The sequence below is a fragment of the Marinobacterium halophilum genome, assembly GCF_003014615.1.
In the GTDB taxonomy this organism is placed as follows: Bacteria; Pseudomonadota; Gammaproteobacteria; order Pseudomonadales; family Balneatricaceae; genus Marinobacterium; species Marinobacterium halophilum.
Genome location: NZ_PYGI01000002.1, coordinates 1 through 22,850 on the forward strand (window position 1 = coordinate 1; position 22,850 = coordinate 22,850).

General features: G+C 50.8%; 24 protein-coding genes. 3 read left to right on the plus strand and 21 right to left on the minus strand.

The features are described from left to right. Positions 1-223: 223 nt before the first annotated feature. Both CLV44_RS01340 and CLV44_RS01345 read right to left on the minus strand, forming a co-directional pair. Positions 224-769, minus strand: a complete 546-nt coding sequence (locus tag CLV44_RS01340; protein WP_106590314.1) for an acyltransferase — start codon at positions 767-769, stop codon at positions 224-226. After that, positions 766-1,890, minus strand: coding sequence for a polysaccharide biosynthesis protein (locus CLV44_RS01345; RefSeq protein WP_106590315.1), 1,125 nt, complete (start codon positions 1,888-1,890; stop codon positions 766-768). Before CLV44_RS01345 ends, CLV44_RS01340 begins: the two co-directional genes overlap by 4 nt. Positions 1,891-2,498: 608 nt before the next feature. On the opposite strand from CLV44_RS01345, the gene pyrC reads away from it, so the two are divergent. Continuing rightward, positions 2,499-3,536: a dihydroorotase gene (gene pyrC / locus CLV44_RS01350; protein WP_106590536.1), complete on the plus strand. Its 1,038-nt coding sequence runs from the start codon at positions 2,499-2,501 to the stop codon at positions 3,534-3,536. A gap of 73 nt (positions 3,537-3,609) precedes the next feature. Here pyrC and CLV44_RS01355 read toward each other — a convergent pair whose 3' ends face one another. From CLV44_RS01355 to CLV44_RS01385, 7 genes are all read right to left on the minus strand, one after another. Continuing rightward, on the minus strand, positions 3,610-3,939 hold the full coding sequence (locus CLV44_RS01355) for a hypothetical protein (RefSeq protein ID WP_106590316.1): 330 nt from the start codon (positions 3,937-3,939) through the stop codon (positions 3,610-3,612). A 272-nt stretch (positions 3,940-4,211) separates the two neighbouring features. Beyond that, positions 4,212-4,757, minus strand: coding sequence for a PH domain-containing protein (locus tag CLV44_RS01360; protein WP_106590317.1), 546 nt, complete (start codon positions 4,755-4,757; stop codon positions 4,212-4,214). Positions 4,758-4,882: 125 nt separating this feature from the next. Beyond that, the gene (locus tag CLV44_RS01365; protein ID WP_106590318.1) at positions 4,883-5,782 is read right to left on the minus strand and encodes a SphA family protein; all 900 of its coding nucleotides are present in this window, start codon (positions 5,780-5,782) and stop codon (positions 4,883-4,885) included. A gap of 64 nt (positions 5,783-5,846) precedes the next feature. Further along, positions 5,847-6,383, minus strand: coding sequence for a flavin reductase family protein (locus CLV44_RS01370; RefSeq protein ID WP_106590319.1), 537 nt, complete (start codon positions 6,381-6,383; stop codon positions 5,847-5,849). 1 nt (position 6,384) lies between these two features. Next, complete coding sequence (locus CLV44_RS01375; RefSeq protein ID WP_106590320.1) at positions 6,385-7,629, minus strand: styrene monooxygenase/indole monooxygenase family protein; 1,245 nt, start codon at positions 7,627-7,629, stop codon at positions 6,385-6,387. Positions 7,630-7,713: 84 nt separating this feature from the next. Further along, entirely contained in the window at positions 7,714-8,502 is a 789-nt protein-coding gene (locus CLV44_RS01380) for an SDR family oxidoreductase (protein WP_106590321.1), read from the minus strand. 12 nt (positions 8,503-8,514) lie between these two features. Further along, positions 8,515-9,750 (minus strand): dienelactone hydrolase family protein, encoded by a 1,236-nt coding sequence (locus CLV44_RS01385; protein ID WP_106590322.1) that lies wholly within the window; start codon positions 9,748-9,750, stop codon positions 8,515-8,517. A 214-nt stretch (positions 9,751-9,964) separates the two neighbouring features. Here CLV44_RS01385 and CLV44_RS01390 point away from each other — a divergent pair, with 214 nt between their 5' ends. Then, positions 9,965-10,975: an AraC family transcriptional regulator gene (locus tag CLV44_RS01390; protein ID WP_106590323.1), complete on the plus strand. Its 1,011-nt coding sequence runs from the start codon at positions 9,965-9,967 to the stop codon at positions 10,973-10,975. 33 nt (positions 10,976-11,008) lie between these two features. On the opposite strand, the gene CLV44_RS01395 is transcribed toward CLV44_RS01390, so the two are convergent. Genes CLV44_RS01395 through antA form a run of 7 tightly spaced genes read right to left on the minus strand, consistent with a single transcriptional unit; the run spans position 11,009 to position 17,822 of the window. Continuing rightward, a complete protein-coding gene (locus tag CLV44_RS01395) occupies positions 11,009-12,268 on the minus strand; it encodes a TRAP transporter large permease (RefSeq protein WP_106590324.1) in 1,260 nt (419 codons plus the stop codon). After that, positions 12,268-12,813, minus strand: coding sequence for a TRAP transporter small permease (locus tag CLV44_RS01400; RefSeq protein WP_106590325.1), 546 nt, complete (start codon positions 12,811-12,813; stop codon positions 12,268-12,270). The genes CLV44_RS01395 and CLV44_RS01400 overlap by 1 nt, the downstream gene beginning before the upstream one ends. A 56-nt stretch (positions 12,814-12,869) precedes the next feature. Then, positions 12,870-13,856, minus strand: coding sequence for a TRAP transporter substrate-binding protein (locus tag CLV44_RS01405; RefSeq protein WP_170069229.1), 987 nt, complete (start codon positions 13,854-13,856; stop codon positions 12,870-12,872). 60 nt (positions 13,857-13,916) lie between these two features. Beyond that, complete coding sequence (locus CLV44_RS01410; RefSeq protein WP_106590326.1) at positions 13,917-14,840, minus strand: catechol 2,3-dioxygenase; 924 nt, start codon at positions 14,838-14,840, stop codon at positions 13,917-13,919. Positions 14,841-14,879: 39 nt separating this feature from the next. Then, positions 14,880-15,899: an anthranilate 1,2-dioxygenase electron transfer component AntC gene (gene antC, locus CLV44_RS01415; RefSeq protein ID WP_106590538.1), complete on the minus strand. Its 1,020-nt coding sequence runs from the start codon at positions 15,897-15,899 to the stop codon at positions 14,880-14,882. A 45-nt stretch (positions 15,900-15,944) separates the two neighbouring features. Beyond that, the gene (gene antB, locus CLV44_RS01420) at positions 15,945-16,433 is read right to left on the minus strand and encodes an anthranilate 1,2-dioxygenase small subunit (RefSeq protein WP_106590327.1); all 489 of its coding nucleotides are present in this window, start codon (positions 16,431-16,433) and stop codon (positions 15,945-15,947) included. A gap of 3 nt (positions 16,434-16,436) precedes the next feature. Next, positions 16,437-17,822 carry an anthranilate 1,2-dioxygenase large subunit gene (gene antA / locus CLV44_RS01425; RefSeq protein ID WP_106590328.1) on the minus strand — a complete coding sequence of 462 codons (1,386 nt, stop codon included), beginning with the start codon at positions 17,820-17,822 and terminating at the stop codon, positions 16,437-16,439. A 258-nt stretch (positions 17,823-18,080) separates the two neighbouring features. Here antA and CLV44_RS01430 point away from each other — a divergent pair, with 258 nt between their 5' ends. Beyond that, on the plus strand, positions 18,081-19,091 hold the full coding sequence (locus tag CLV44_RS01430) for an AraC family transcriptional regulator (RefSeq protein ID WP_106590329.1): 1,011 nt from the start codon (positions 18,081-18,083) through the stop codon (positions 19,089-19,091). 67 nt (positions 19,092-19,158) lie between these two features. Here CLV44_RS01430 and CLV44_RS01435 read toward each other — a convergent pair whose 3' ends face one another. The 5 genes from CLV44_RS01435 to CLV44_RS01455 all read right to left on the minus strand — a co-directional run bounded on the left by CLV44_RS01435 (position 19,159) and on the right by CLV44_RS01455 (position 22,842). Next, on the minus strand, positions 19,159-19,893 hold the full coding sequence (locus tag CLV44_RS01435; protein WP_106590330.1) for an ABC transporter permease: 735 nt from the start codon (positions 19,891-19,893) through the stop codon (positions 19,159-19,161). Then, positions 19,890-20,582: an ABC transporter permease gene (locus CLV44_RS01440; protein WP_106590331.1), complete on the minus strand. Its 693-nt coding sequence runs from the start codon at positions 20,580-20,582 to the stop codon at positions 19,890-19,892. Before CLV44_RS01440 ends, CLV44_RS01435 begins: the two co-directional genes overlap by 4 nt. Before the next feature lie 50 nt (positions 20,583-20,632). Next, positions 20,633-21,391 carry an ABC transporter substrate-binding protein gene (locus CLV44_RS01445; RefSeq protein WP_106590332.1) on the minus strand — a complete coding sequence of 253 codons (759 nt, stop codon included), beginning with the start codon at positions 21,389-21,391 and terminating at the stop codon, positions 20,633-20,635. Between the two features lie 64 nt (positions 21,392-21,455). After that, positions 21,456-22,229, minus strand: coding sequence for an ABC transporter ATP-binding protein (locus CLV44_RS01450; protein ID WP_106590333.1), 774 nt, complete (start codon positions 22,227-22,229; stop codon positions 21,456-21,458). Between the two features lie 130 nt (positions 22,230-22,359). Then, positions 22,360-22,842: a GNAT family N-acetyltransferase gene (locus CLV44_RS01455; RefSeq protein WP_106590334.1), complete on the minus strand. Its 483-nt coding sequence runs from the start codon at positions 22,840-22,842 to the stop codon at positions 22,360-22,362. Between the last annotated feature and the right edge of the window lie 8 nt (positions 22,843-22,850).

Below are 22,850 nucleotides of genomic sequence, written 5' to 3' on the forward strand. Positions count from 1 at the left end.
TTTGATTAACGCGCGACCAAGAAAAGCGTTAGAGTATATTTCTCCGTTGGAATATCTGGCGGGCAGGCGTGTGTCACTTATGATGGCAATCTAGGAAATACTCCATTATTACGCTTATGCAATGCAACAGACTAAGTCTCAAAAAATAACTTTTATTAAAGTAGGAATGAATATTTTAACTTTATATATTAAAATTTCACCAACAGCAAATCGTTGTTTTTTTTTATTTTCGACCTAGTATTATATTTTTTCTCTCTCGCTTATCGGAAGAATAGATATTGATATGGTTTATTTCGTTTTTTTGGTGGTAATCATCCACCCTCCCCAAAATACGAGCAGGCACTCCCGCTAATATAACATCTGAAGGGTAGCAGCCCTTTAGTACACTACCGGCACCAATCACAACATTGCTACCAACTTTAGTCCCTGGCAACAATATACTATTTACGCCTATAAACACATTATCCCCAATTTCTATTTTCCCTAAAACCACTTTTTTCCCATATACATCATCAACATCTATTCCTTTTTTTATATAGCCAACTTGTATTCCACCGTCATGGTTTATAAATTTAACACCATTGGTTATAGTACAACAACTTCCTATCTTTATTAAATAAGGCTCCGTACCAAACTCGATTTCTCCAACAAACTTAGTCTTATCGCCAACAATCATTCCATCACTAACAGCTGTCAAAATTTTATATTTTCGCGCAGAGAAATTAAAAACCTTGTAGATTAAAGAAAGAAATATATATATGTATTTCAAACCCTTTTCCTTTTTACTTTTAACCTGAAAATAAAACTCCTAAAGAAAACACCACCCCCCACTAGAAAAACAAGCAGATACAATGCATTAAAAACATACCCCACCAATGAAAAAACAATAACAGAAAGACATATACAGGTTGTAACCAATGTCACATAATTATTAGAATCAGTCATCATCAAAAAGAAACCATTAGGTCCCATGCCAACAGATGCAGCATAAAATAAAACAAGCACAAGAACAAAAACAAAATATATAAATTCATATGATTTTACATATCCATATAAAACACCAAAAGTAGAAACAAAAACAAAACCAAACATCGAAATAAAGAAAGAAATTTTATCTAGTTTATTTTTAAACGACCAAACCTCATCTATTTTACCCGCAGCCCACATTTTAGAAAACCGTGGAGCTGAGTATGAATCTATAGTAATTCCAAAAAAACTAATAACGGTTGCTATCCTGTTTGCGACCGAGTAATAGACGATATAGTCCGAATTTTCATAGCCACCAAACAAAAAAATAGGAAACCACTGTGAAAGATAGCTTGATACTTGATTTAACAAATAAACCCATGACGAACCAAAAATTAATCGAATATTAAAAATAGCTTTATCTTTTTCTAAACTTAAAAAAATAATTAAAAAAGAAAAAACAAACGAAAACCAAGAAACAGTCGCAAAATACCATCCTATTTCAAGATCCACAACCAACCATCTTGGTATGATAAACAATACCACCGCAGTAACCAAGGAAACAATACCAACCTCAGTTATCGCCCCCCATAAATCCTTACCTTTTGATTTTAAAAGGTTAGATATAATACCCAAGCATGAAAAAGCAGGCAGCGATATTAAAACCCAATAATAATTATTCAACATCCCCATGAATACAAACGTATTCAATAAAAAAAATACTATAAAAAAAGAAAAAGACAAAAGAAGTGGAATTAATAAAAAAGCTCCTTCTTTACCGAAAATATAAAATTTTCCGTTACATTCTTCAGAAGAAGACTCCCTTAACAAATGAAGATCAATCCCTACCCTTGATAAAATTGACAGTAGATATAAAGCAGTAAAACCTTTTAGAAAAATTGCAGCCTCATATAGCCCAAACATTAGCGGGACTATTAATGTTAACAGGATGGTTCCAGAAGCAGAAAGGCATCTAAAAAAAAATATTAACGAAATATTTCTAAACATTTAAATAAATAAACCCGGTTTTTTTATAAAAAACAAATCGAATATTATATTTCAATCAAAAATATAGAATTTTAAATAACTCACGCGCGCGCACAATATTTATATTATTGTCCAATAAATTATATGACTGTACTGATAATAAGTATGCATCCAAAAAATTCAGGAGCCATTCATCTTGGTTGCTTACAAGACAACTATTGCAAAGCAAGTGTGCTTCACACACGCTACCGCCCGAAGGTTACTTAGGGTAATCCTCAACACCCTCGCACTCTCTATTTTCAACTTTGTTTCAATTGTTTTGTACACTACTTGCACGACTTCAATAGTATCAGTTTTCTCCAAGAATCGCCGCATAGCGGTAGTTACCAGAGGTTCGACGATCAATACCCTCCAAGTACAAAATTCAAGAAAATTTTAGCCTTGTGGCCTGTAGTATGATGATGGAACACTAAATTATGACGTTCGGCCACTGCTCTGCAATCAGCTATACTGGCCGCATTTCAATGCACAACCGGGACCTATTGATGACTGACCGCCTGACGATTACCCGCCCAGACGACTGGCACCTCCACCTGCGTGATGGCGAGGTGCTGCACCATGTCGTGCCTGCCACCGCCAATCAGATGCACCGCGCGATCGTAATGCCCAACCTGCGCCCGCCGGTAACCGATGCCGAGCAGGCATTGGCCTACCGCGAGCGTATTCTGGCCGCCGCACCTGAAGGCAGTGGGTTTGATCCGTTGATGACGCTGTATCTGACGGATAACACCACGCCAGAGATGATCACCGCCGCGAAAGCGACCGGCAAAGTGGCTGCCGTGAAGCTCTACCCCGCTGGCGCGACCACCAACTCGGACTCCGGTGTGACCGATCTGGGCAAGCTGGATGCAATTTGTGAGGCACTGACTGAAGCCGGTATGCCACTGCTGGTCCATGGCGAGGTGACCCATAACCATGTGGATATCTTCGACCGCGAAAAGCAGTTCCTGGACGAAATTTTGACCCCGCTGGCGGGCCGTCATCCGAACATGAAACTGATTGTGGAGCATATCACCACCCGTGATGCCGCTGAGTTCGTCAATGCACACGGCAATAATGTCGGCGCGACCATTACCGTGCAGCACCTGGCCTACAATCGTAATCATATGCTGGTCGGTGGTATCCGCCCACATCTGTTCTGCCTGCCGGTTCTGAAACGCAATGTACACCAACAGGCACTGCAGGATGCCGTTGTGAGCGGTAGCAAAAAGTTCTTCCTGGGAACCGATTCAGCCCCCCATGCCAAGGGTGCCAAGGAAAGTGCCTGCGGCTGCGCCGGTTGCTACAGCGCCTACGCGGCCATCGAACTGTATGCAGAGATCTTCGAAGACCTGGGCGTGTTGAACAAACTGGAAGGGTTCGCCAGCCATTATGGTGCGGACTTCTATGGCTTGGCGCGTAACACCGATACTATTACGCTGGTGAAAGAAGACTGGCAGGTGCCAGCAGAGATGCCATTTGGCAGCGATATTATCGTGCCATTGCGCGCCGGTGAAACCCTGCGCTGGAAACTGGAAGGTTAAAAACTTGCCGTAAATGATCCAGGAATCGAATGTTCACGTCGTCTACTGACGACGTGAACAGGCAACATAATATTTAATCCAGATCGTCTTCAGACACAACCAGATCATACTCATGCACGTTCACATCCCAGAAGGTGTAGGTATCACCATCTTCATCAGTCAAGCGAATATCGAATATCGGAGATGAGTATCCTTTAAGAGTCACTCGCTGCGTCTCGCCGTTGACCATTACATCATTACCCAGAACATCATCCTCCCAACTTTTTTTGTTGCCAGGACTAACATGCATGTAATTGATGATGTAACCGGTTTTATTGGTAATTTCGACATAGTAATCCGCCGCCATTGCAGGTAAGGAAAACAGTGCTGACAAAACAATAGGGAGCAAGAACTTGATTTGCATAAGAAAAATCTCTTCCTTAAGTTAAAAGTGCGCCACCTCCAGCCATAACAGGCTCTGCGTACACCCTGAAACGACACGCAGATGGCTTCCAAGTATTTGCTCCTGCCGGTATGCCGTCAAGTTAAATGTACCCACCATAATGAATGGCACGTGCCCCCCTACAAGAAGAGAACAAATACCAAATTATTATATGCACATGAACGGTAAATACTTCGGCATTTCATTGACCCAACTGCCTTCCCAAGCTTGGCGATTTTTTAGAAATCATACTGTTACACTTTACTCCGCCTCGCCAGCACCAGGCGATCAATCTTGCCCCGAACCTCATCAGGCTGACGCACGAAATCCAGACGTAGGGCATTATCCCCTCGCCCGGACACGATCAAGCTGGCATGACCACAAAGCCGCCCAAGCACTCCCTGCTCCAACGACACACCATCTACGCTGAGCAGGTAAAGCTGCTGTTCACTTCGCCCTAACAGCCCTTTGCAAGCCAGTACGCGCAATCCGCTTACTCGATAACGACTGCTCAGTTCATGCACCAACTGACGTACAGCGCCAAGACCGACCAATACCGCGACCAGCCCCAGCGCCATAGCAATCCAGCTGGCCGGAATACCCGCTCCCTCCCACAGGAATCGGGTGGCCAACGCACGATATTGTTCCATTAGCCACCAACTGTCCCAAAATGGCACCTCGGCAAGTGCATCCCAACATAGCCACGCCAAAGCCAGCGCAATAGCCAAATCACGCAACCCGTAACTCAGGGCCAGCGGTGAGCGTTTAATTTCAAACAGAATTTTTTCGTTCGGCAACATCTTTCATCCTTGTCAGCCATCCAGATAAAGCACGCTATTGTAACCGTTGGCGGGTGACAGTACTGACAAAAAAGAAAGACATTGATTCAGGGTGAGGTGCCGGCACTATGGCCGGCACGTACCGATCAGAAGGGAATGATGGTCTTGATCCAGAAAGCATCACCTTCCGGACGGTTCTCAACAGCAAGCTCTTTCTGGTACTTCAATGAGAAAAAGAATCCCCCGCCGTTGTCGTATTTAATGGATGGCCCGATGGCAAAAGCCTGGCCTTCATTGCCGATCTCAACACCATTCACCTTATCGGGTGTTGTCTGCTTGTAACCGTAGCCACCGACCCCCACCACCCAGTTCGGACTGACACCGTAACCAAGGGAGTAATCAAAATGCAGCTCCTGGCCCGATTGGTAGTCGGTATCATCATTTTCGAAGTTGTAGTCGTACATCACCTTGATATCAGCGTTCAGCCCCGTTGGGTTGACCCAAGAGGCAGCATAAGCTGCCTGCACGCCCCAATAGTTGCGTCCGATATTGGCCATTTCAGCCACATCATATTCGCCAATGGGAACGAACACGTCCATGCCTACGACCGAATGGAAATTGGGACTGTGATGGTAGGCCAGCGCAAACGCAGTCAAATCCAGGTCACCCACCCCCTGATTGCTGTCACTCATACCGTTCACCGACACATCCAGATCGACCAAGGGTAACAATGCGGCATGAAACAGCTGACCGCCGAGGATAGTCTTATCGGTCACCCATACCAGACGTGGAGCAACTACGCTGGCACGCAAACTAAAGTCGATCGGCAAGCTGTCACCGCCGTTGCCCTTGAAGTCATCTGCTTCATAGCGATTGGCGTAGATCAGCGAGTACACCCCTGGCGGCGGCAGAGCACCCATCAGGTAATTTTCGGCCCCCATCGCATAATTGGAGCCACCGCCTTCGGTCGCTTGAGCTTCCGTCGTGAGCATCAGTGCCGTTGCCATCGCGGCAAGCACACCGGGTTTGATCATGTATTTCATCATGTCGTCAGGTCCTTGTTATTATTGTTATCAGGGCGTCATCAAAAGCAACGCCCTGCGGAGGAGTTTAAGTTCCCAGCTGAGCAAACGCGCCGCGATAAAACAGCAGTGGCTCACTTGGCATGGTGTTCATCGCCTCCACCCGCCCAACGATCAACAGGTGATCACCCAGCACACGAGTGAATTCGACCGTACATTCCAGCTGTGCCTGTGCTCCTTCCAACAATGGCACCCTGTAACCGTTTAATGCATATTCCACATTCTTGAACTTGTCATCCGTCGGCCGGGCAAACTGTAACGCCAATGCTTCCTGCTCCCGTTGCAAGATATTAATGGCAAACGGCTGCCCTTCCGCAAAGGCATCGATGCTAGGCGAACGCAGCGCCAGACTCCAAAGTACCAGAGGCGGGTCCAGCGACAAGGACGAGAATGAATTGGCCGTGATCCCTATCGGTTGATCACCGCTGCCAGGAGCCGTCACAACCGTCACACCGGTGGCAAACAGACCCAGAGCATCGCGCAACTCTCGTGGATCGATTGCTGGCGCAAGATTCGCAGCTACAGTATCGCCTTCAACCGCGACATTTGTACTTACAGTGGTCATATCAGGCCGCTCCCGATTGCATGTGGGTCGTGATCACATCACGGGTGGCTTCATCGTCCATCCACCAGGGCATGTAGTCCGCCGGGTTATCGAATCCGTTTGCGATCCGCGAGGCCAGCGATGGCAACGCCTGTGCTGCGCCCAACAATTCAAGGATATGTTGCGGTGGCGGCAGCAGCATGCTGTTGGTCCATTCCACCACCTGCGATGCATAGGCCCAGTAGGTCTCGAAGGTCTGCTGCATCCAATCCTCGGTAAAGGGCTGATCGCCACGGGCCAGAATCAAATCTAGGTAGACACGGCTGCACTTGGCTCCGTTATTGGACCCCTGACCGGTGATCGGATCGTTGACAACCAGCGCATCAGCCATCCCCATCACCTTGCGACCGGACGGCAGCGTTGCCACCGGCATGCGCACGGTCGGCGCAAAACGTCCGGCCAACACACCACCATCATCGGTCAACTTAACATTATGACAGCGCTCAGCTTCCCAGGGCGCGTAGGTACGAATGATCTCGAGGCTCCGTTGCAGATGTTCCTGCGGTGTCGTGACATCACCCCAGCAGTCCATGGGTCCGCCCGGAATGCCCTCAAATACCATAATTTCGCAGGGTCCACTCAAGGTCAGGGCCGGGAAAACGAAATACTCGCCCACACCCGGGATCAGATTAAACGCCACGCGGGAGTAGGGTTTTTTCGGTGCCATACCGTGAACGTAAGTCAGTGCCAATGCCCGTTGCGGCTTGTCGAAGCGTGAGCGCTGTTCATCACGCTCGAACATGCTTACGATCTCACCCTTGCCAGCGGCTACCAGTACCAGCTCATACGTTGCTGCCAGTTCTTCCAATTCGGCTATACCCACATCACAGATTGTGAGGTTACCGCCCAAACGCTCGAATTCGTCCATCCAAACCGGCATTTTCAGGCGCTGGTCCACCGACTGCGCCTTGTGGTCAAGTGGTGCAGACCAGTCGATCAGCTTGTCACCCTGCTGTTCAAGATTGGGAACCGTTACCCCAATGCCTTCAACTGGCGGGCAGTCGTTCTCCCAAAAATTCAGCCCGAGGTCGCGTTCAGTCTGCAGCGCCTGATCGAACATGCATTGACTCGACATTACCTTGCCATTACGTATCTGCTCACCGGTGCGGTTGGACAGGATGGTAACTTCATAACCGGCTTTAAGCAGACCAATGCCGGTCTGCAGGCCCGACTGGCCCGCGCCTACAATTGCGATTTTGCGTGTCATAGAGAGACTCCGATCTTATTGTTATGGAACCGGTTGATGGTGGGAACAACCGGTTTTCAGGCATGTGCAGGGCTACACAACGTGTTATTCGGCAAGCTTAGGAATCGCAGGTTCTTGCTGCTCAGGCCCTAATGCCGAATAGCCGCCATCAACGGCATAGTCGGCACCAGTGACAAAGCTGGCTCTGGGCGAGCAGAGGAACAACGCCACTTCGGCGACTTCCTCGGGGCCACCCAGACGGCCCAGCATGTGGTAAGGAGCCGCCACACGGTCCGCCTTGGCGCGATCACCACCGCTGACTTCGTCGATGACTCGGGACCAGGTCCAGCCGGGCGACACCGAGTTGACACGGATACCATCACCAGCAAAATCCAATGCCATGCTGCGGGTCAAATGCTTGAGCGCAGCCTTGCTGGCCGGATAGATCCAACGCCCGGTTTGGGCAACCTGTGCCGAAATACTGGTGAAATTGACGATGGCACTACCCTCTTCCTTTGCCAACCAGGGGCGCACCGCTCGCGCAGCCATCACAGCACTGACCACATTGATATCCAGTGCCTTGAGCCAGTCACCCCGCTCGGATTCCGCGCCCTCATCAAGGTAACTACACGCGAGGTTAACCAGATAATGCAGACCACCAAAGTGGTCAGCCGTTGTCCGCACCGCTGCATTCAATTCAATGTCGTCGGTAATATCAGCCTCAATGAACAGAGCTGCCGGACCGAGCCGGTCAGCCAATCGGGCACCTGACTCGGCATCGATATCGAGAATCGCCACCCGGGCACCATTACGTACAAAAGCATCGGCCACAGCAGCACCGATCAGAGTCGCGCCACCTGTGATTAACGCGACTCGGTTGCTGAGTTCACTCATAACACAACCTCCTCAGTCTTTATCAGCACTGCTGGGCCAAGTCGGCATCAGTTCATTAGAGGGCAGGGTTTCATCCAACAGTTTGGCGGCTGTTTCACGACCGGCAACCGGCAATCCCGTTGGGTCAAGCACTCCAATCTGAACCAGCACAGAAGCCTGATCCCAGTAGATATGCTCGTGATAAAGCTTGTCGCCGCGGAACTTAACTACGGCTACGAAGGGAATTTCCACATGCTTTCCGGTTGGCGCTATACCTGGAAGCAGCCAGTCAATTTCACGGTCGTGGGTAAAACAGAACAACATCTCATCCACGATTTGGGTATCGCCGATGGTACGAGAGATCGGGATCAGCGTGGTATCAGCCGGGTTGGAGTCAACAAAGTGGTGTTTGTAGAAACGATACAAATCCTTATAGCCCACACCGCCCGTTAACGTCGGGATATGATTGACGTAGGGTTCAGCCACCATGGTCGCCATGGTGTCATCCACATTACGGGTATCGAATTCGTATTCGCAGTGTTTGTCCCAAAGGTAGGACAGGTTGTAGTGTGGCCCGATCGTTTTACGCAATACCGCCACTGAACGCTCATGAGCAACAAGAGCCGAAGGCTTGTGATAGTGCTCGGACCCTAGACGGGCAAAGGCATGCTCTACACCCGGATAGGTATAGAGTTCCACATTATCGCGCGCTTCGAGTGCCGCATGGATGTCATTACGTGCCGCTATCGGACAAAATTCGTCATCACCGGCAAAATGCAGCACCAGACGGCCGCGAATATTATCAGCCTCATCCAGGTGATTTTCGATGCCCATGCCATAGTAACCAATGGCAGCATCGACATCACAGCGACAGGCTGCCAGATAAGCCATACGCGCCCCAAGGCAGAAACCCAATACACCAGCACCGCTGGTGAACTCTTCACGCTGACGCAGCACACTCAGTGCCGCATCAATATCTTCGATTCCTTTGTCCTGGTCAAAGCCCTGAAAAAAGCCAAATGCTTTCTGCCAGGACTCATGGTCGTAGCCCAGCTCTACATTTGCCTCCTGTCGCCAGAACAGATCCGGCACCAAGACGACATAACCTTCTTCAGCATAGTAATCAGCGATTTGACGCATGGTGCTATTCACGCCGAAAATTTCCTGTAGCAGGATCAAACCTGGACCTTTACCCACTGCCGGTATTGCTAAATACCCGTTAAATGTACCGGAACCATCTTTTGCAGAAATTTCAATATGGATTCCCATGATGCACTCCTTTTTATTATTTTCATATCTTGGGACTCATACTATTTAAAACATACTTGGTGACGCGATCCGATTTCGGCAGTGACTATCCAAATAGTGCAAAAAAATAAAATCATTTATCCACTATGTGCAGCAAGCTTGTTTATACTGTTCACACCCCTGAGCAACCGCAGCTCCTAATGCGGACAGATAAAAATAACAAGGGAATTTCCCAATGCAATCAAGAATCCCACTTTCGCCTTTGCTGGCGAATGCTTTGCTGAACCAACCCAACATGCAGGTATTCAGCTCACACGACATGGACGAAGTACACAATAAAGTCGGTGAGGCCTTCAAGCCCCACCGTTTTGAGCCTTCAGGCAGTACTTCAACCCTGAATTCGCGAATGCATCAGTTCTCCATGGATCAGATTTCCTTCCACCGCCTCAAATACGGTGCTGCAGTCGAAGTCGACCCTGACTGTCTGGATGATTTTTTCCTGCTTCAAATGCCGGTTAGCGGTCAAGCCGAGATCGACTGCGGCGACTGCTCATTGATCTCTAACTGTCAGCAAGGTGTGGTGTTGAACCCTACCCAACGCCTGAGGATGCGTTACGACAATGAATGCGACCAATTGATGCTGCGCATAAGCCGTCAGGCGCTGGAGCAGGTCTGTAGTCGCTACCTTGGCCATAGCTTGAAACACCCCATCGAGTTTGATTGCCACTTGGACTGGCGGCGATCGCCGGTATGGTTGCATATGCTGGAATACATTACGCAACTGCAAAAAGACGCACCGACTTGCCTGCAACAACCCCTGATATCGCGACAATTGGAGGAGCTGATCATCAGCACACTGCTAAGCCAACAACCGAGTAATTACTCACAAGAACTGTCCCGAGACAGCCGCTCGCTGGCCCCGCGTCATGTCAAAAAGGTAGAAGAATATATCGAAGCACATGCGCAAAACCCACTGACTCCGGCCACCCTCGCCGAGCTGGCTGGCGTAAGCGTGCGCACACTTTATGCGGGCTTTCGTGAGTTCCGCCACATGACGCCAATGGAGTTTCTGCGCAACGTACGCCTGCAGCGTGTTCGTGAATCGCTCCAGCAGGCTCATATGACTCAGTCTGTCACTGACACCGCCATGTACTGGGGGTTTTCACACATGGGACGTTTCAGTCAAGAATACCAGCGGTTGTTCGGAGAAAAACCCAGCGAAACCAAACGCAGAGCGCAAGCGTAACCCCGCGCTCTGTTGTTTCTCAGAGTGGCTACATTACAGTAATACCAGCACTAACTCAGGTACGCCGCTTAACAACACCAGCGTGACCAACGTCGCCAGCAGAAATGGCAACAGCGCTCGGAATATCTGCATCGGTGGAATACCGGTCATGGACGATCCGATGAACAACCCAGCCCCTACCGGTGGCGTTAACAGGCCCATGACCAACGTCAGGCAAACCACAACGCCAAACTGATAGGCACTGATATCGAACTGCTGCTGCGCAATTGGCAACAGAATCGGCACCACCAGGATCAGCGCCGCAATGCCGTCAATCACCATTCCCACCAGAATCAGCACACCCACCACCATTAGCATGAACACGAAGGGATCTGATGTCTGGCTTGAGATCCAAGCCGCCGCAGCCTGGGGAATCTGCTCGTACACCACCACCCAGCCAAAGACACCGGCTGCTGAAATCAACATGATCACCATGCCGGAGTTCAGCGCTGTACGCCGCAGGATCTCAGGCATATGTGAGAATTTAAGATCCTTATAGATATACTTGCCGATCAGCAAGGCCGCCAGAGATGCCAGGGCTGCAGACTCTGTTGGCGTCGCCAGACCGGTCAGGATACCGCCGATAATGACCAGTGGAATAAGCCCCGCCGGTACCCCCATCAACACATATTCTTTCATCTTCTGTCTGTCTGGCCATTCACCTGGTGGATACTCCTGAACCAGTCCGACCAAGACGATCACAATGAAAAACAACCCCGCCATAATCAAGCCGGGCACTATTCCGGCAATGAACATCTCGGCAATCGGCACCTGAGCCAACACCCCAAAGAGGACGAACAGCATCGACGGTGGAATGATCGGTGACAATAGCCCGCCCGCAGCCGTAATGGCGGCAGCGTAAGCACCGGAGTAGCCCTCTTTTTCCATCGCCGGCACCATGGCACGAGACATGATGGCAATCTGTGACGCCGCCGACCCCATGATCGCTGCCATCATCATATTGGCTACCAGATTGATGTAAGCCAGTCCACCGCGGAAGCCACCCACAAAAATGCGCGCCATGTTAATCAACCGAGTGGTCAAGCCGCCTTCATTCATCAGCTCGCCGGTCAGCATGAATAGTGGAATTGCCAACAACCCATAATTTTCAATCGCCCCGAACAGCTGTTGAGGATAGGAATCAAAAAGAACGTTATTACCCGAAGTGGCGATATACCAGAGCGCAGTCAAAGCCAATACCAGCGCGATGGGCACGGCACAAAATAAAAGAATTGTGAAGAACAAAAAAGTCATTATGAGGCCCCCTTAAAATAGAAAGCCCTTTTTAAACTGATCAAGATATTGTTGGCAGCATGTACTGAAAGTGACAAAGAAAAAATAGGCAAGATAAACCATGGCCATATTTTCTTTATTCCCAAGGTGTTGGTCTTTTCCGAGTATACAAAATTGAATGTCTCCCCTTGAAAAACCTTGATATCAAAATCGGTTTTCGCCAGCGTCACGGGGTCAAGCCAGCGCCAGCAAAGCACTAATACTACCAGCGCAAATAATAAGATCATCAGATCAGCAAACAGCTGCATCCAAACCCGGGCACGTTTCCCCAGCAGATCTACCAAGAGGGTAACGGCAATCACCTGGCGCTTTTTCAACACTACTGAAGTCGCCAGAAAGGTGGTCCAGACCATCGCATAAATTGCCAATTCATCTACCCAGTAGATAGCCATACCCAACGTACGACTGACGATATTGAGCAATACCAGTAACGTAACTGCCGCCGCTAGAAGCGCTGCCAGTGCCATCTCAACGCGGACCAATCGATCGGAAATGAAATTCAACATCACAGTGTCCCCTACCCGCGGACGGAGGGCAGTCCGCGGGACTTATCGAGCGTGGATCAGCTGCCCTTGATTTCAGTCGCAGCCTGTCTCAAGTTTGGCAGAGATGTCGCCTTATTAGACCAGACTTTTTCCCAATCACTGATCGCGGTAGCAAAATCCTCTTTACTCGCCTCTTCAATGTTGATATCCAGTGCCCGCAACTGCCGCTCCTGCTGCCCTTCCTGCTGCTGGAAATGGTCGATCACCATGTCCAGCTGCTTACGCATGCTGGTCTGCAACAGCTTACGCTCATCCTGGCTCAAATCTTTCCAAACTCGACCCGAGACGACCCCCACCATGGGGAACATCATATGGTTGGAGATCAGCAAGTTGTCCGCTCGCTCATAAAACTTGAAGATCAGGATAGAGTCGAAATCCATATCGATGGCATCAATCTGACCGTTGGCCAACGCATCGTATACAGCCGGCAATGGCAGCGGTGTAGGGGCAGCACCCGTTGCCATGTAGAAATCCCGGATTGGTTCAAATGGCGTGATGCGCAATTTCTTGCCTGAAAGATCTTCCGGTCCCTTGGCAATTTCACGGCTCAATACCTGGCGCATCCCTGCCATGCCGTATCCCATTCCCACCAAACCGGCTTCCGCCGGTAGCTGGTTCAGCAGCTCGGTCGCCGCGTCCGAGCGCAGTAGCGCAGCAGCCTGATCAATATCCTCAACCAGATAAGGTGCGTACAGCGCACCGAAGTCGGGAACTCGGTTGGATATTTCTGCGATGGTCAGAAAAGCCATATCCAATGCCCCCGTCTGCAGCTGTTGTACCATCTGAGCTTCATTACCCAGCTGTTGAGCCGGAAAGACTGCAATACTGTGCTCACCGCCGGATTTTGCCTTCACTTCATCGGCGAAAGCATAAGCCGCCTGAGTCCATCTGTGTGGTGGCGGTGTAATCAGGCCTAGACGAAAATCGCGAGCCTGAGCCGGCAGGGCCATCATCAGCGCGAGCGCGCCAGTCATAACAGGTGTCAGTAAGCGTTTGATTGACATGGGCTAACTCCAACGTTTCTTATTTTTATCCAAGATAACCTATTGCATTCAACATCAGGCTCACGTCAAAACTGTCAAGAAACGCTCGTTGAGTTGACGGTCATGATAGAAAATCGCCTTGCCCAATTTGTCCGCATCCCAGGTGATCGGCTCATGATCCGGGTAGAAGCAGTCACCGCCGCAGAACACCTCGTTGCGGTTGCCGGACGGATCAAAGAAATAGATTGTCTGCCCGTGAGTGATACCATGACGAGTCGGACCGATATCGATGGAGGTATTGGTCATCGAGATCAAATCACCGGCACGCAGTACGTCCTCCCAGGTTTCCAGGAAGAAAGAGGCGTGATGGAAGCGATTCTTTTCCGGATGCTTAATGAAAGCCACGTCATGCGCCTTCATCGAACACGTCAAAAACTGGGCAACTCGGTTACCCTCAGAGTCCATGACTTGCTCGCACAAATCAAAGCCCAGCACGTCGCGAAACAAGCGATAGGTTTCGTCCAAGTCATCGCCATATAACAGGCAGTGATCGAAACGCTGTGCCTTCATACCTTTAAGGCCTCGTGGCCAGGCTTCTGGATTATGGTTGCCAACACCATAGCGGCCCGTCTGCACTTTGTCGGCAAAGAGTTCGAAGCTGTGTCCGGTCGGTGCAACAAAACGGATACGGCGACCACAGCCCTCCAGTTCCCCTGCCGGAATCCGTTCTACGTCACAGCCGAACGTAATCAAATCGCCATGAAGCTGCTCCAGCACGGCTTCGTTGAGTACCTTGAAACCCATGAAATCCATACCGGGCTGGTCCGCTTCACGCAGTACTACCGAGAACCGGTCGACCTCGGTCCAGCCTTTCAAATACACCCGCCCCTGAACATCGCGATCGACTTCAATCAAGCCCATCAAGTCACGGTAGTGGGCCAAAGCTTCATCTATATCCAGCACACGCAGCTGGACATGACCGGGACGCATTATGCCTTTCTTCATTGTGCATGCCTCATTGTTGTTATTGTGTTGGGTATCACGTTAGCTGGCGGAGAATTTCTCGAAGTAGATACTGGCGTTCTGCATCTGACGCTGGTCGAGCCAGCGTTTGACCGCCTCAACCATCGGCGGCGGACCACAGAGATAGGCATCCACCTCGCCATCGTTGAAATGTTGCTCCTCAAACAAGTCAGTCACTACGCCTTGCCGGCCCTGCCAGCCATCATCAGGCTGCATCACAATGCTGTGATAACTGAAACCGGGGATCGCCAGCTGATAGCGATCCAGTCGCTCCAATTCACACAGGTCCTGTGGCTTGGTCACGCCATAGAACAGGCTGACTGGCTGGTCGATGCGACTCGGACCGGACTCCATCTGATCCAGCATGCCGAGAAACGCCGCCAGACCAGTTCCACCCGCTACCATAATTAGAGGGCGCTTGACCTGCTGCAAATAGAACGCACCCAGTGGTGCTTTCAGACAGACACGGTCACCAGGCTGAGCATGGTTACGCAGGTAATTGCTCATCACACCATCCGGCAGCAGGCGGATCAGCAGCTGCAGCTGGTTGTTTTTGTTGGGTTCACAAGCAAAAGAGTAGGAGCGCCACGCGTCGGTGCCTGGCACCTGAACATGAGCGTACTGCCCCGGCAGGAAATCCAGCTGTCCTACACGAGAACTGGCGTCCAGATGCAGAGTCGCCGTCGAGTCGGACAGGATTTCAACCTGGGTGACCAGCGCGTCGACCTCTTCAGGCCCAGCGCTGGTGCAGAGCGAAGAGTCAAAATCGAAGCGCACTGCGCAGTCACTCTCGACCCGCATCTGGCAAGCCAGGATGCCACCGCGGGCCAGATCATCTTCGCTCAACGCATCTTCGTCAACGTAGTCCAGATCATATTTACCGGACTGGCAAGTGCCCTTACAGGAGGCACAGACACCTTCACGACAGTCTACCGGCAGGGTCAAACCATGGCGCATGGCCGCATCAATCAGGACTTCGCCAGGGTTGATGCCGATGAAATGGGTCCGTCCATCGCTGAAATTCAGTGCTACCTTATGCATACTACTCACCACTTCCATTAAACGTGTGCCAACACCTGTCGGTACTCAGACATGATAGAAATCCAACACGTGACGGATTTTGTCGTTCAGCACGATGGCGCGCTTGCTCGTGATTTTCCAGCTATCACCGTTCGCCCGCATCAAGTACTCGGACCAGCCAAAAAAGCTCTCACTCTCACCAAAGCGGAAGAAGTGGGTCACCCAATTAGCCTTAACCTTCCACAAGCCATCCTCCTGCTGCTCGGCCTGCACATTATCGATCAGATGCATGGTGCGCGGCATCGGCGTACAGGCCGCGCTCTTCCCTGTGCGGATACGAAATACGCGATCTTCAAGACCGGCGCGGGTCGGGTAATAGATCAGCGACATCTCGCGCTTGGGGTTGGTGGTATAAACATGTTCGGTATCCCATTGCGGGATGTGGAACATGGATTCTTCGTCAAACATATCGAGATATTCATCCCACTGCTGACGGTCGCAATACTCGGATACACGGTAGAGAAACTGCTCGATATTCTGGATGACATTACTCATGATTTACCCCTCCTTCTTCGCCTTGGCTGCCAGACCTTCAAGCAAATAACGCTGCCAGGTGGAGTGCTGGTTCACGTACAATCCTTCCTGGGTAAATTCGGTCCCGGTGATGACCGGCTCAATATCCAGAGCCCGGGTGTTCGCTGTCGGACCAAACGCCCAATGCTCACAACCGCGGGAGATATCATTCCAACGCTCGGCACGCCCTTCAAAACCCTTCTGTGCCTCACGAAATTCCACCAGATCATCCGGCGTGCCCATACCGGACACGTTGAAGAAGTCTTCAAATTGACGGATGCGGTTTTCGCGGTCGTCATCGGATTCGCCCTTCACCCCCAGACAGAAGCTGTGCACTTCTGTCTTATTCCAGGCAACCGGACGTACCACCCTCAGCTGCGAGCTGATTTGATCCATAAAGAACAGACTTGGGTAGACATTCAGGTTACGCAAGCGGTGCATCATCCACTCGGCACGGGCTTGACCATACTCTGCTATCAAACGCGGCATGACCGAGGCATAACCTGGACGCACCTCAGGGTTGGGCATATCACTGAAGAGGATGGTGTGGCCATTTTTAAACGCGAACCAGCCATCATCGGTTTCCTTATCACCTGCACCCAGCTTGCTGTAGTCCAGGGTTTTACTGCTCCCACCATGCTTGGCTGCTTCCTGCTGCTGCCGCTGCTGTACCGTCGCCACGTAATTGTAATGCACGGTACTGACATGATATCCATCAAGGCCGTTCTCGTTTTGTAGCTTCCAATTACCGTCAAACGTGTAGGAAGAGGAGCCCGGCAGCACTTCCAGCTCACCGGTAGATGACTGTGCTGCCATCATGTCGAAACCGATGCGGGCATCGCCGAGAAATTCTTCCAATGATTGCGTGCATTCGGTATTCAGGTTAATGAACACAAAGCCCTGATAGTTACTGACCAGTGCCTTGCGCAACCCTCGGGTCGATTTATCGAAATCCGCTGGGTATTCATCCGGGGCCTTGACCTTGACCAGCTTGCCGTCGGTCTTGTAACACCAGGCGTGGAACGGACAGGTGAACGTAGACTGGTTACCCTTGCAAACACGGGTTAAGGTCGCGCCACGGTGCTGGCAAGCATTCAGCAGCGCATGAATCTCTCCTTTGGCATCACGCGTAATAATCATCGGCTGACGGCCAGCCTGCATGGTGAAAAAGTCGTTGGGGTTAGCGATCTGACTTTCGTGACAGGCATAGATCCAGGTGCTCTCGAAGATGAACTCCATCTCGAGGTCGAACAGTTCACGATCAGTGAAAATTTCGCGAGCCACCTTGTAAGTCTTGTCATTGGGACGAAAGTCGAGAGCGGTCTCAACCTTCTCACGCCAACTTTCCAGAGTCTGTTTATTATTATTCACGATTAGGTCTCCATTGGTGGCAGGCCAGTCTCTGCCCACCTTTCTGTTCGTTGTATCCATAAGACCAGAACGAGACCTATGCCAGCTATCCGCTTTTTTCAGGAGTGCTATCCCCTTTTTCCTATTGAGTACGCAAAATGTTCCACAGATGGGAAAACGTTGACCAACAGCCTTATCTAGTGCTAATTTTAAGGGTGGTATTTAACTGCCAAGGCCCAACAAGCCAAAATCATATAATAATTAAAAAATGGTTATTCCATGCGGGAAAAAGAAATATTTCTCAGCGGCAAGCCGCCCAAGAAACTGATAGCCGACATCCATAACGCGGACGACGCCGAATCCTGGATGTCGAATATATGCGGACCTCATGACCTGACCGTATATGATGCCAAGAGAATGCATTTCAGACATATTGGTAATATATTAAACTCAACGACGACCGCAATTGGAAATATTGAATACGGCACAGATGTTACGATTAAAGTTGAGGACTTGAGCAATAGTTATAGCATAAGCTTACCCGTGAGCGGATTTCAGGAACTCAGCTGTAGTAACAGTAACAACGTACAGTCAAATATTACCAGCGGCGTCATCATCTCCCCCTCGGCCCCCTATGAACTGAATATCAGTGGCAACTGTCGTAAGACACTGGTGCGTATATCCCGCCAAGCCATGGAAATTGGACTGGAGGCCATGATAGGAAAGCCTGCTATCAGGCCCTTGATCTTCGAAGCAAAAATGGATGCAAAAGTGGGTGCGTCCAGCGCCTGGTGGCGTACTATTCGCTACATTGAAACCGAACTGAGCAGTGCTGACAGCCTTTACAACAGCCCCGCTTTTATCCGAGATATTGAACAAGCCCTGATTAAGGGAATTTTAACCTCACAGCCACATAATTATTCTGATGATGTCAAGAATTCACTCAGGAATCACCTGCCATCATATATGGTAAAAACCATTGACTATCTGAAAGAAAATGCTAAAAATGAAATTCATATGGATGATGTAGAATGGATTTCAGGCGTTTCAAGAAACAAACTTTACTCCGACTTCAAGCGTTATATCGGCATACCACCCACGGCCTATTTAAAGCGTATTCGTATGGATGGTGTCCGTACAGATATTATTAAAAGCTTAGGCGGAGAAAGCATATCAACCTTGGCCTTGAGCTGGGGCTTTAATCATTTGGGACGTTTTTCAACCGAATACAAGAAAATGTTCGGCGAAACACCATCGGAAACCCAAGCCCAAGCCAAGCTCAGTTTCTAATTGCCTACATAACTTTAAGAAGTAGAGCTTATGTTAAGCTCTACCATGCCATAAGCGGATACACCGGCTAATCCTTTAGCCGGGGATCGACTGCCACCAGCTCAGCCGGCATTTTGTAGTGCTGATGCCGATTGAGTCTTTTTTCCAGCAGACGGAAGCAACCGATCATCACCGCTGTAATCACCAGATAGAGCACACCGGCGGCAAAAAATATCTCCAGCGGCGTGTAGGTACGGGCGATGATGGTGCGTGCCGCACCGGTAATATCCAGCAGCGTAATGGTCGAGGCCAGTGAGCTGCTTTTCAGCATCAGGATCAGCTCGTTGCCATAAGCCGGCAACACGGTGCCGAACGCACGCGGCAGCACGATACGACGGATTTTCAGCATTCGGCTCATGCCAAAGGCATCTGCGGCTTCCAGTTCCCCTTTCGGAATCGCCTGAATGGCACCGCGGATCAACTCTGCCGTATAGGCCGCCGTATTCAGCGTAAAGGCGATAATGGCACACCAGTAAGGCTCCCGCAGGATCGGCCAGAGCGCCGACTCACGTACCACCTCGAACTGCGAAGCGCCGTAGTAGATCAGAAAGATCTGCACCAGCAGCGGCGTACCACGAAAGAAAAAGATATAACCGAACGGCAGCATCCGCAGCCAGCGGTTGTGCGATGCACGCATCAGTGCCACCGGCACCGCCAGCAGCAAACCCAGCAGCCCGGACAGAAATACCAGCTCAAGCGTTACCCAGACGCCATCAAGCAAACGCGGGTAATAGTCGATAATGACGTTCCAGTCCCAATTCATGTGACAGCCCTCGTTGAAGCTGGATCTGATCGGCGCTCAAGCCAGGAAGTCGTCGCCGTCGACAGCACCGTCAGGCCCAGATAAATCAGGGCGGCGGCCATGTAGAACGTGAAGGGCTGATTGGTGGAACCGGTGGCCACATACGCCTGGCGCATCAGGTCATCAAGACCGATCACCGAGACCAGTGCCGTATCCTTGAGTAACACCTGAAACAGGTTGCCAAGGCCCGGCAGCGCCAAACGCCATACCTGCGGCAAAATAATACGAAAAAAGGTTTTCAGCGGAGTCATGCCCAACGCTTGAGCCGACTCCCACTGCCCCTTAGGGATCGCCTGGATCGCTCCCCGCAATACCTCGGTTGAATAGGCACCAAAGGCGATTGACAAGGCGGCGACACCCGCCGCAAAGGCACTGATCTCGATATAGTCGGTATAGCCAAACTGTTCGGCAATCGCCATCAGGATGACCGAGCCACCAAAGTAGATCGTCAGCACCAACAACAACTCGGGAATGCCACGCACGAAGGTGGTGTAGAGTGTGGCCAGCGCACGCGCTGGCCAGAAACTGGACAATTTAGCTGCCGCGCCGATCAACCCGAAGAGCAAACCGAAGACAAGACTGGTCAGTGCCAGCTTGACCGTTACCCAGGCACCGGACAGCAGCAGGTCACCAAAACCAAGTAGATCCATGAACAGAGTATCCGCTAGCGGGGCCCGCCTGAGCTGACCCCAGGCTGTTGTCAGTAGATGGAGAACGGGAAGTAACGGGCGTTGATCTCTGCGTAGGTACCATTTTCAACAATGGCCTTGATCGCCGCGTTGAGTTTTTCCTTCAACGGATCACGTTTGCGTACGGCAATGGCCACTTGGTCACCCATATCAAGCTCTTCACCCCTGAACTCAAAGCCCTGGCCCTCTTCACTTTGCAGCCAGTTATACGCCGGAAACTTGTCAGACAACAATGCATCAAGACGGCCGCTGGCCAAATCCAGATAGGCGTTGCCCTGAGTCCCGTAGAGTTTGACGTTGACCTCGTCAGCCAGCTCGTCTTCCAGATACTGTCCCGCCCATGTCGCACGTTGCGCGCCGACGGTCAGCCCCTTAAGACCTTCCTTCGTGGTCTCCAGCGCCTTGTCCTTGGCCACCACGAACGCAAATACATTGGAATAGTAACGGTCGGTGAAATCAACCACACGCAGGCGCTCTTTGGTAATCGACATGGAGGCGATGATGGCATCGTATTTACGCCCCATCAGCCCCGGAATGATGCCATCCCAGTCTTGCGCCACGATCTCGCACTCGACCTGCATTTCGGCACACAAGGCTTTGGCGATATCGATATCGAAGCCAATCAGCTCGCCCTGCTCATTGATCATGTTGAACGGTGCGTAGGCACCTTCAGAGGCAATGCGGAGTTTATCCGCCGCCATGGCGGCCATGCTGGAAAAGGTCGTCAGTACTGCCAGCGCGGTCACTGTCAGGAGTTTGCTTATTTTCATAGCGTTTCAAGCCGATTCAGTTGTGTTGGACAATACCGGTGAAATCCTGGCGTTCAGCCTGCCATCAGGCATGGCTGGCCATGAAATCACGTACCCGCTGTGAACGCGGGCGGTCGAAAACTTCTTCCGGCGTACCGGACTCTTCGATCTGTCCCTGATGCAGGAACACCACCTGACTGGACACCTCACGCGCAAAGCGCATTTCGTGGGTCACAATCAACATGGTGCGGCCCTCCTCGGCCAACGAACGCATGACGGCCAGCACTTCATTGACCAGTTCCGGGTCCAATGCCGATGTCGGCTCATCGAACAACAACACTTGCGGGTCCATCGCCAATGCGCGAGCAATCGCTACACGCTGCTGCTGCCCACCCGACAGGTTAGCCGGATACGCGTCACGTTTGTTCAGCAAACCAACCCTGCCAAGCAGTTCTTCGGCGCGGCTGATCGCCTGGTCGCGAGGCTGCTTGAGGACTTGGGTTGGCGCCTCAATAATGTTTTCCAGGATGGATTTGTGCGGCCAGAGATTAAAGTTCTGGAACACGAAACCAATGCGCGAGCGCAAGCGTTCGAGCTGACGGGCGTTGGCGGCACGCAGATCACCACCTTTGCCCGACACCAGCTCCAACGTTTCACCGGCTATACGGATCTGACCCTGGCTAGGCTGTTCCAACAGGTTGATACAGCGCAGCAAGGTACTTTTGCCGGAACCGCTCGAACCCAGTATCGAGATCACTTCGCCATCACTGGCACGCAGGGAAACACCCTTGAGGACTTCCAGCGAACCATAGGACTTATGGATGTCGATCAGTTCTAGTGCGGTATTTTTTTCGGTCATAGGCTCAACGCTAGGAATGCGACCATCAATAAAGTAAACGATCAATTCTACTACCAAAGTATAAAATCGTCATCTTTTGGTCTATGACGGCAACTCAGAATGCCACTGCCAACATCCTGAGTACCTGACCTCAACGTTCCGCGAGCGCTTCCAGCGCGGCCCCACTCAAGCGATAAACCGTCCACCCGTCCATGGGCTTGGCACCAATGGACTGGTAAAACCCGATCGCCGGTTCGTTCCAGTCCAGCACCGACCACTCAAAACGACCACACCCCCTGGCCACAGCCAGTGCAGCGAGGTGTTTCAAAATCGCTTTCCCGGCACCAAACTTGCGATACTCCGGCGACACGTACAGGTCTTCAAGATACATGCCATTGCGGCCTACCCACGTGGAGTAGTTGTAAAAATACACGGCAAAGCCGATCGGTTCGCCATTCATCAGGCAGATAATCGCATCAACCGTTGAGTCCGCGCCAAAGATACTGCGGCGAATATCCGCTTCCGTTGCCACCACCGCTTCCGGCTCTTTCTCGTAGGTGGCCAACTCATTGATAAACCGAAGAATCAGAGCCGAATCATCAATTCTGGCTTCCCTTATTTCAATTGAGTGCATGTTTTCTC

Coding starts and splice junctions, on each gene's coding strand:
- CLV44_RS01430 (WP_106590329.1), top strand. CDS start 18,081: ATGCGGGAAAAAGAAATATTTCTCAGCGGCAAGCCGCCCAAGAAACTG.
- antC (WP_106590538.1), bottom strand. CDS start 15,899: ATGCATAAGGTAGCACTGAATTTCAGCGATGGACGGACCCATTTCATC.
- CLV44_RS01455 (WP_106590334.1), bottom strand. CDS start 22,842: ATGCACTCAATTGAAATAAGGGAAGCCAGAATTGATGATTCGGCTCTG.
- CLV44_RS01400 (WP_106590325.1), bottom strand. CDS start 12,813: ATGTTGAATTTCATTTCCGATCGATTGGTCCGCGTTGAGATGGCACTG.
- CLV44_RS01345 (WP_106590315.1), bottom strand. CDS start 1,890: ATGTTTGGGCTATATGAGGCTGCAATTTTTCTAAAAGGTTTTACTGCT.
- CLV44_RS01380 (WP_106590321.1), bottom strand. CDS start 8,502: ATGAGTGAACTCAGCAACCGAGTCGCGTTAATCACAGGTGGCGCGACT.
- CLV44_RS01365 (WP_106590318.1), bottom strand. CDS start 5,782: ATGATGAAATACATGATCAAACCCGGTGTGCTTGCCGCGATGGCAACG.
- pyrC (WP_106590536.1), top strand. CDS start 2,499: ATGACTGACCGCCTGACGATTACCCGCCCAGACGACTGGCACCTCCAC.
- antB (WP_106590327.1), bottom strand. CDS start 16,433: ATGAGTAATGTCATCCAGAATATCGAGCAGTTTCTCTACCGTGTATCC.
- CLV44_RS01395 (WP_106590324.1), bottom strand. CDS start 12,268: ATGACTTTTTTGTTCTTCACAATTCTTTTATTTTGTGCCGTGCCCATC.
- CLV44_RS01390 (WP_106590323.1), top strand. CDS start 9,965: ATGCAATCAAGAATCCCACTTTCGCCTTTGCTGGCGAATGCTTTGCTG.
- CLV44_RS01450 (WP_106590333.1), bottom strand. CDS start 22,229: ATGACCGAAAAAAATACCGCACTAGAACTGATCGACATCCATAAGTCC.
- CLV44_RS01375 (WP_106590320.1), bottom strand. CDS start 7,629: ATGACACGCAAAATCGCAATTGTAGGCGCGGGCCAGTCGGGCCTGCAG.
- CLV44_RS01405 (WP_170069229.1), bottom strand. CDS start 13,856: ATGTCAATCAAACGCTTACTGACACCTGTTATGACTGGCGCGCTCGCG.
- CLV44_RS01360 (WP_106590317.1), bottom strand. CDS start 4,757: ATGTTGCCGAACGAAAAAATTCTGTTTGAAATTAAACGCTCACCGCTG.
- CLV44_RS01435 (WP_106590330.1), bottom strand. CDS start 19,893: ATGAATTGGGACTGGAACGTCATTATCGACTATTACCCGCGTTTGCTT.
- CLV44_RS01410 (WP_106590326.1), bottom strand. CDS start 14,840: ATGAAGAAAGGCATAATGCGTCCCGGTCATGTCCAGCTGCGTGTGCTG.
- CLV44_RS01445 (WP_106590332.1), bottom strand. CDS start 21,391: ATGAAAATAAGCAAACTCCTGACAGTGACCGCGCTGGCAGTACTGACG.
- CLV44_RS01370 (WP_106590319.1), bottom strand. CDS start 6,383: ATGACCACTGTAAGTACAAATGTCGCGGTTGAAGGCGATACTGTAGCT.
- CLV44_RS01355 (WP_106590316.1), bottom strand. CDS start 3,939: ATGCAAATCAAGTTCTTGCTCCCTATTGTTTTGTCAGCACTGTTTTCC.
- CLV44_RS01440 (WP_106590331.1), bottom strand. CDS start 20,582: ATGGATCTACTTGGTTTTGGTGACCTGCTGCTGTCCGGTGCCTGGGTA.
- CLV44_RS01385 (WP_106590322.1), bottom strand. CDS start 9,750: ATGGGAATCCATATTGAAATTTCTGCAAAAGATGGTTCCGGTACATTT.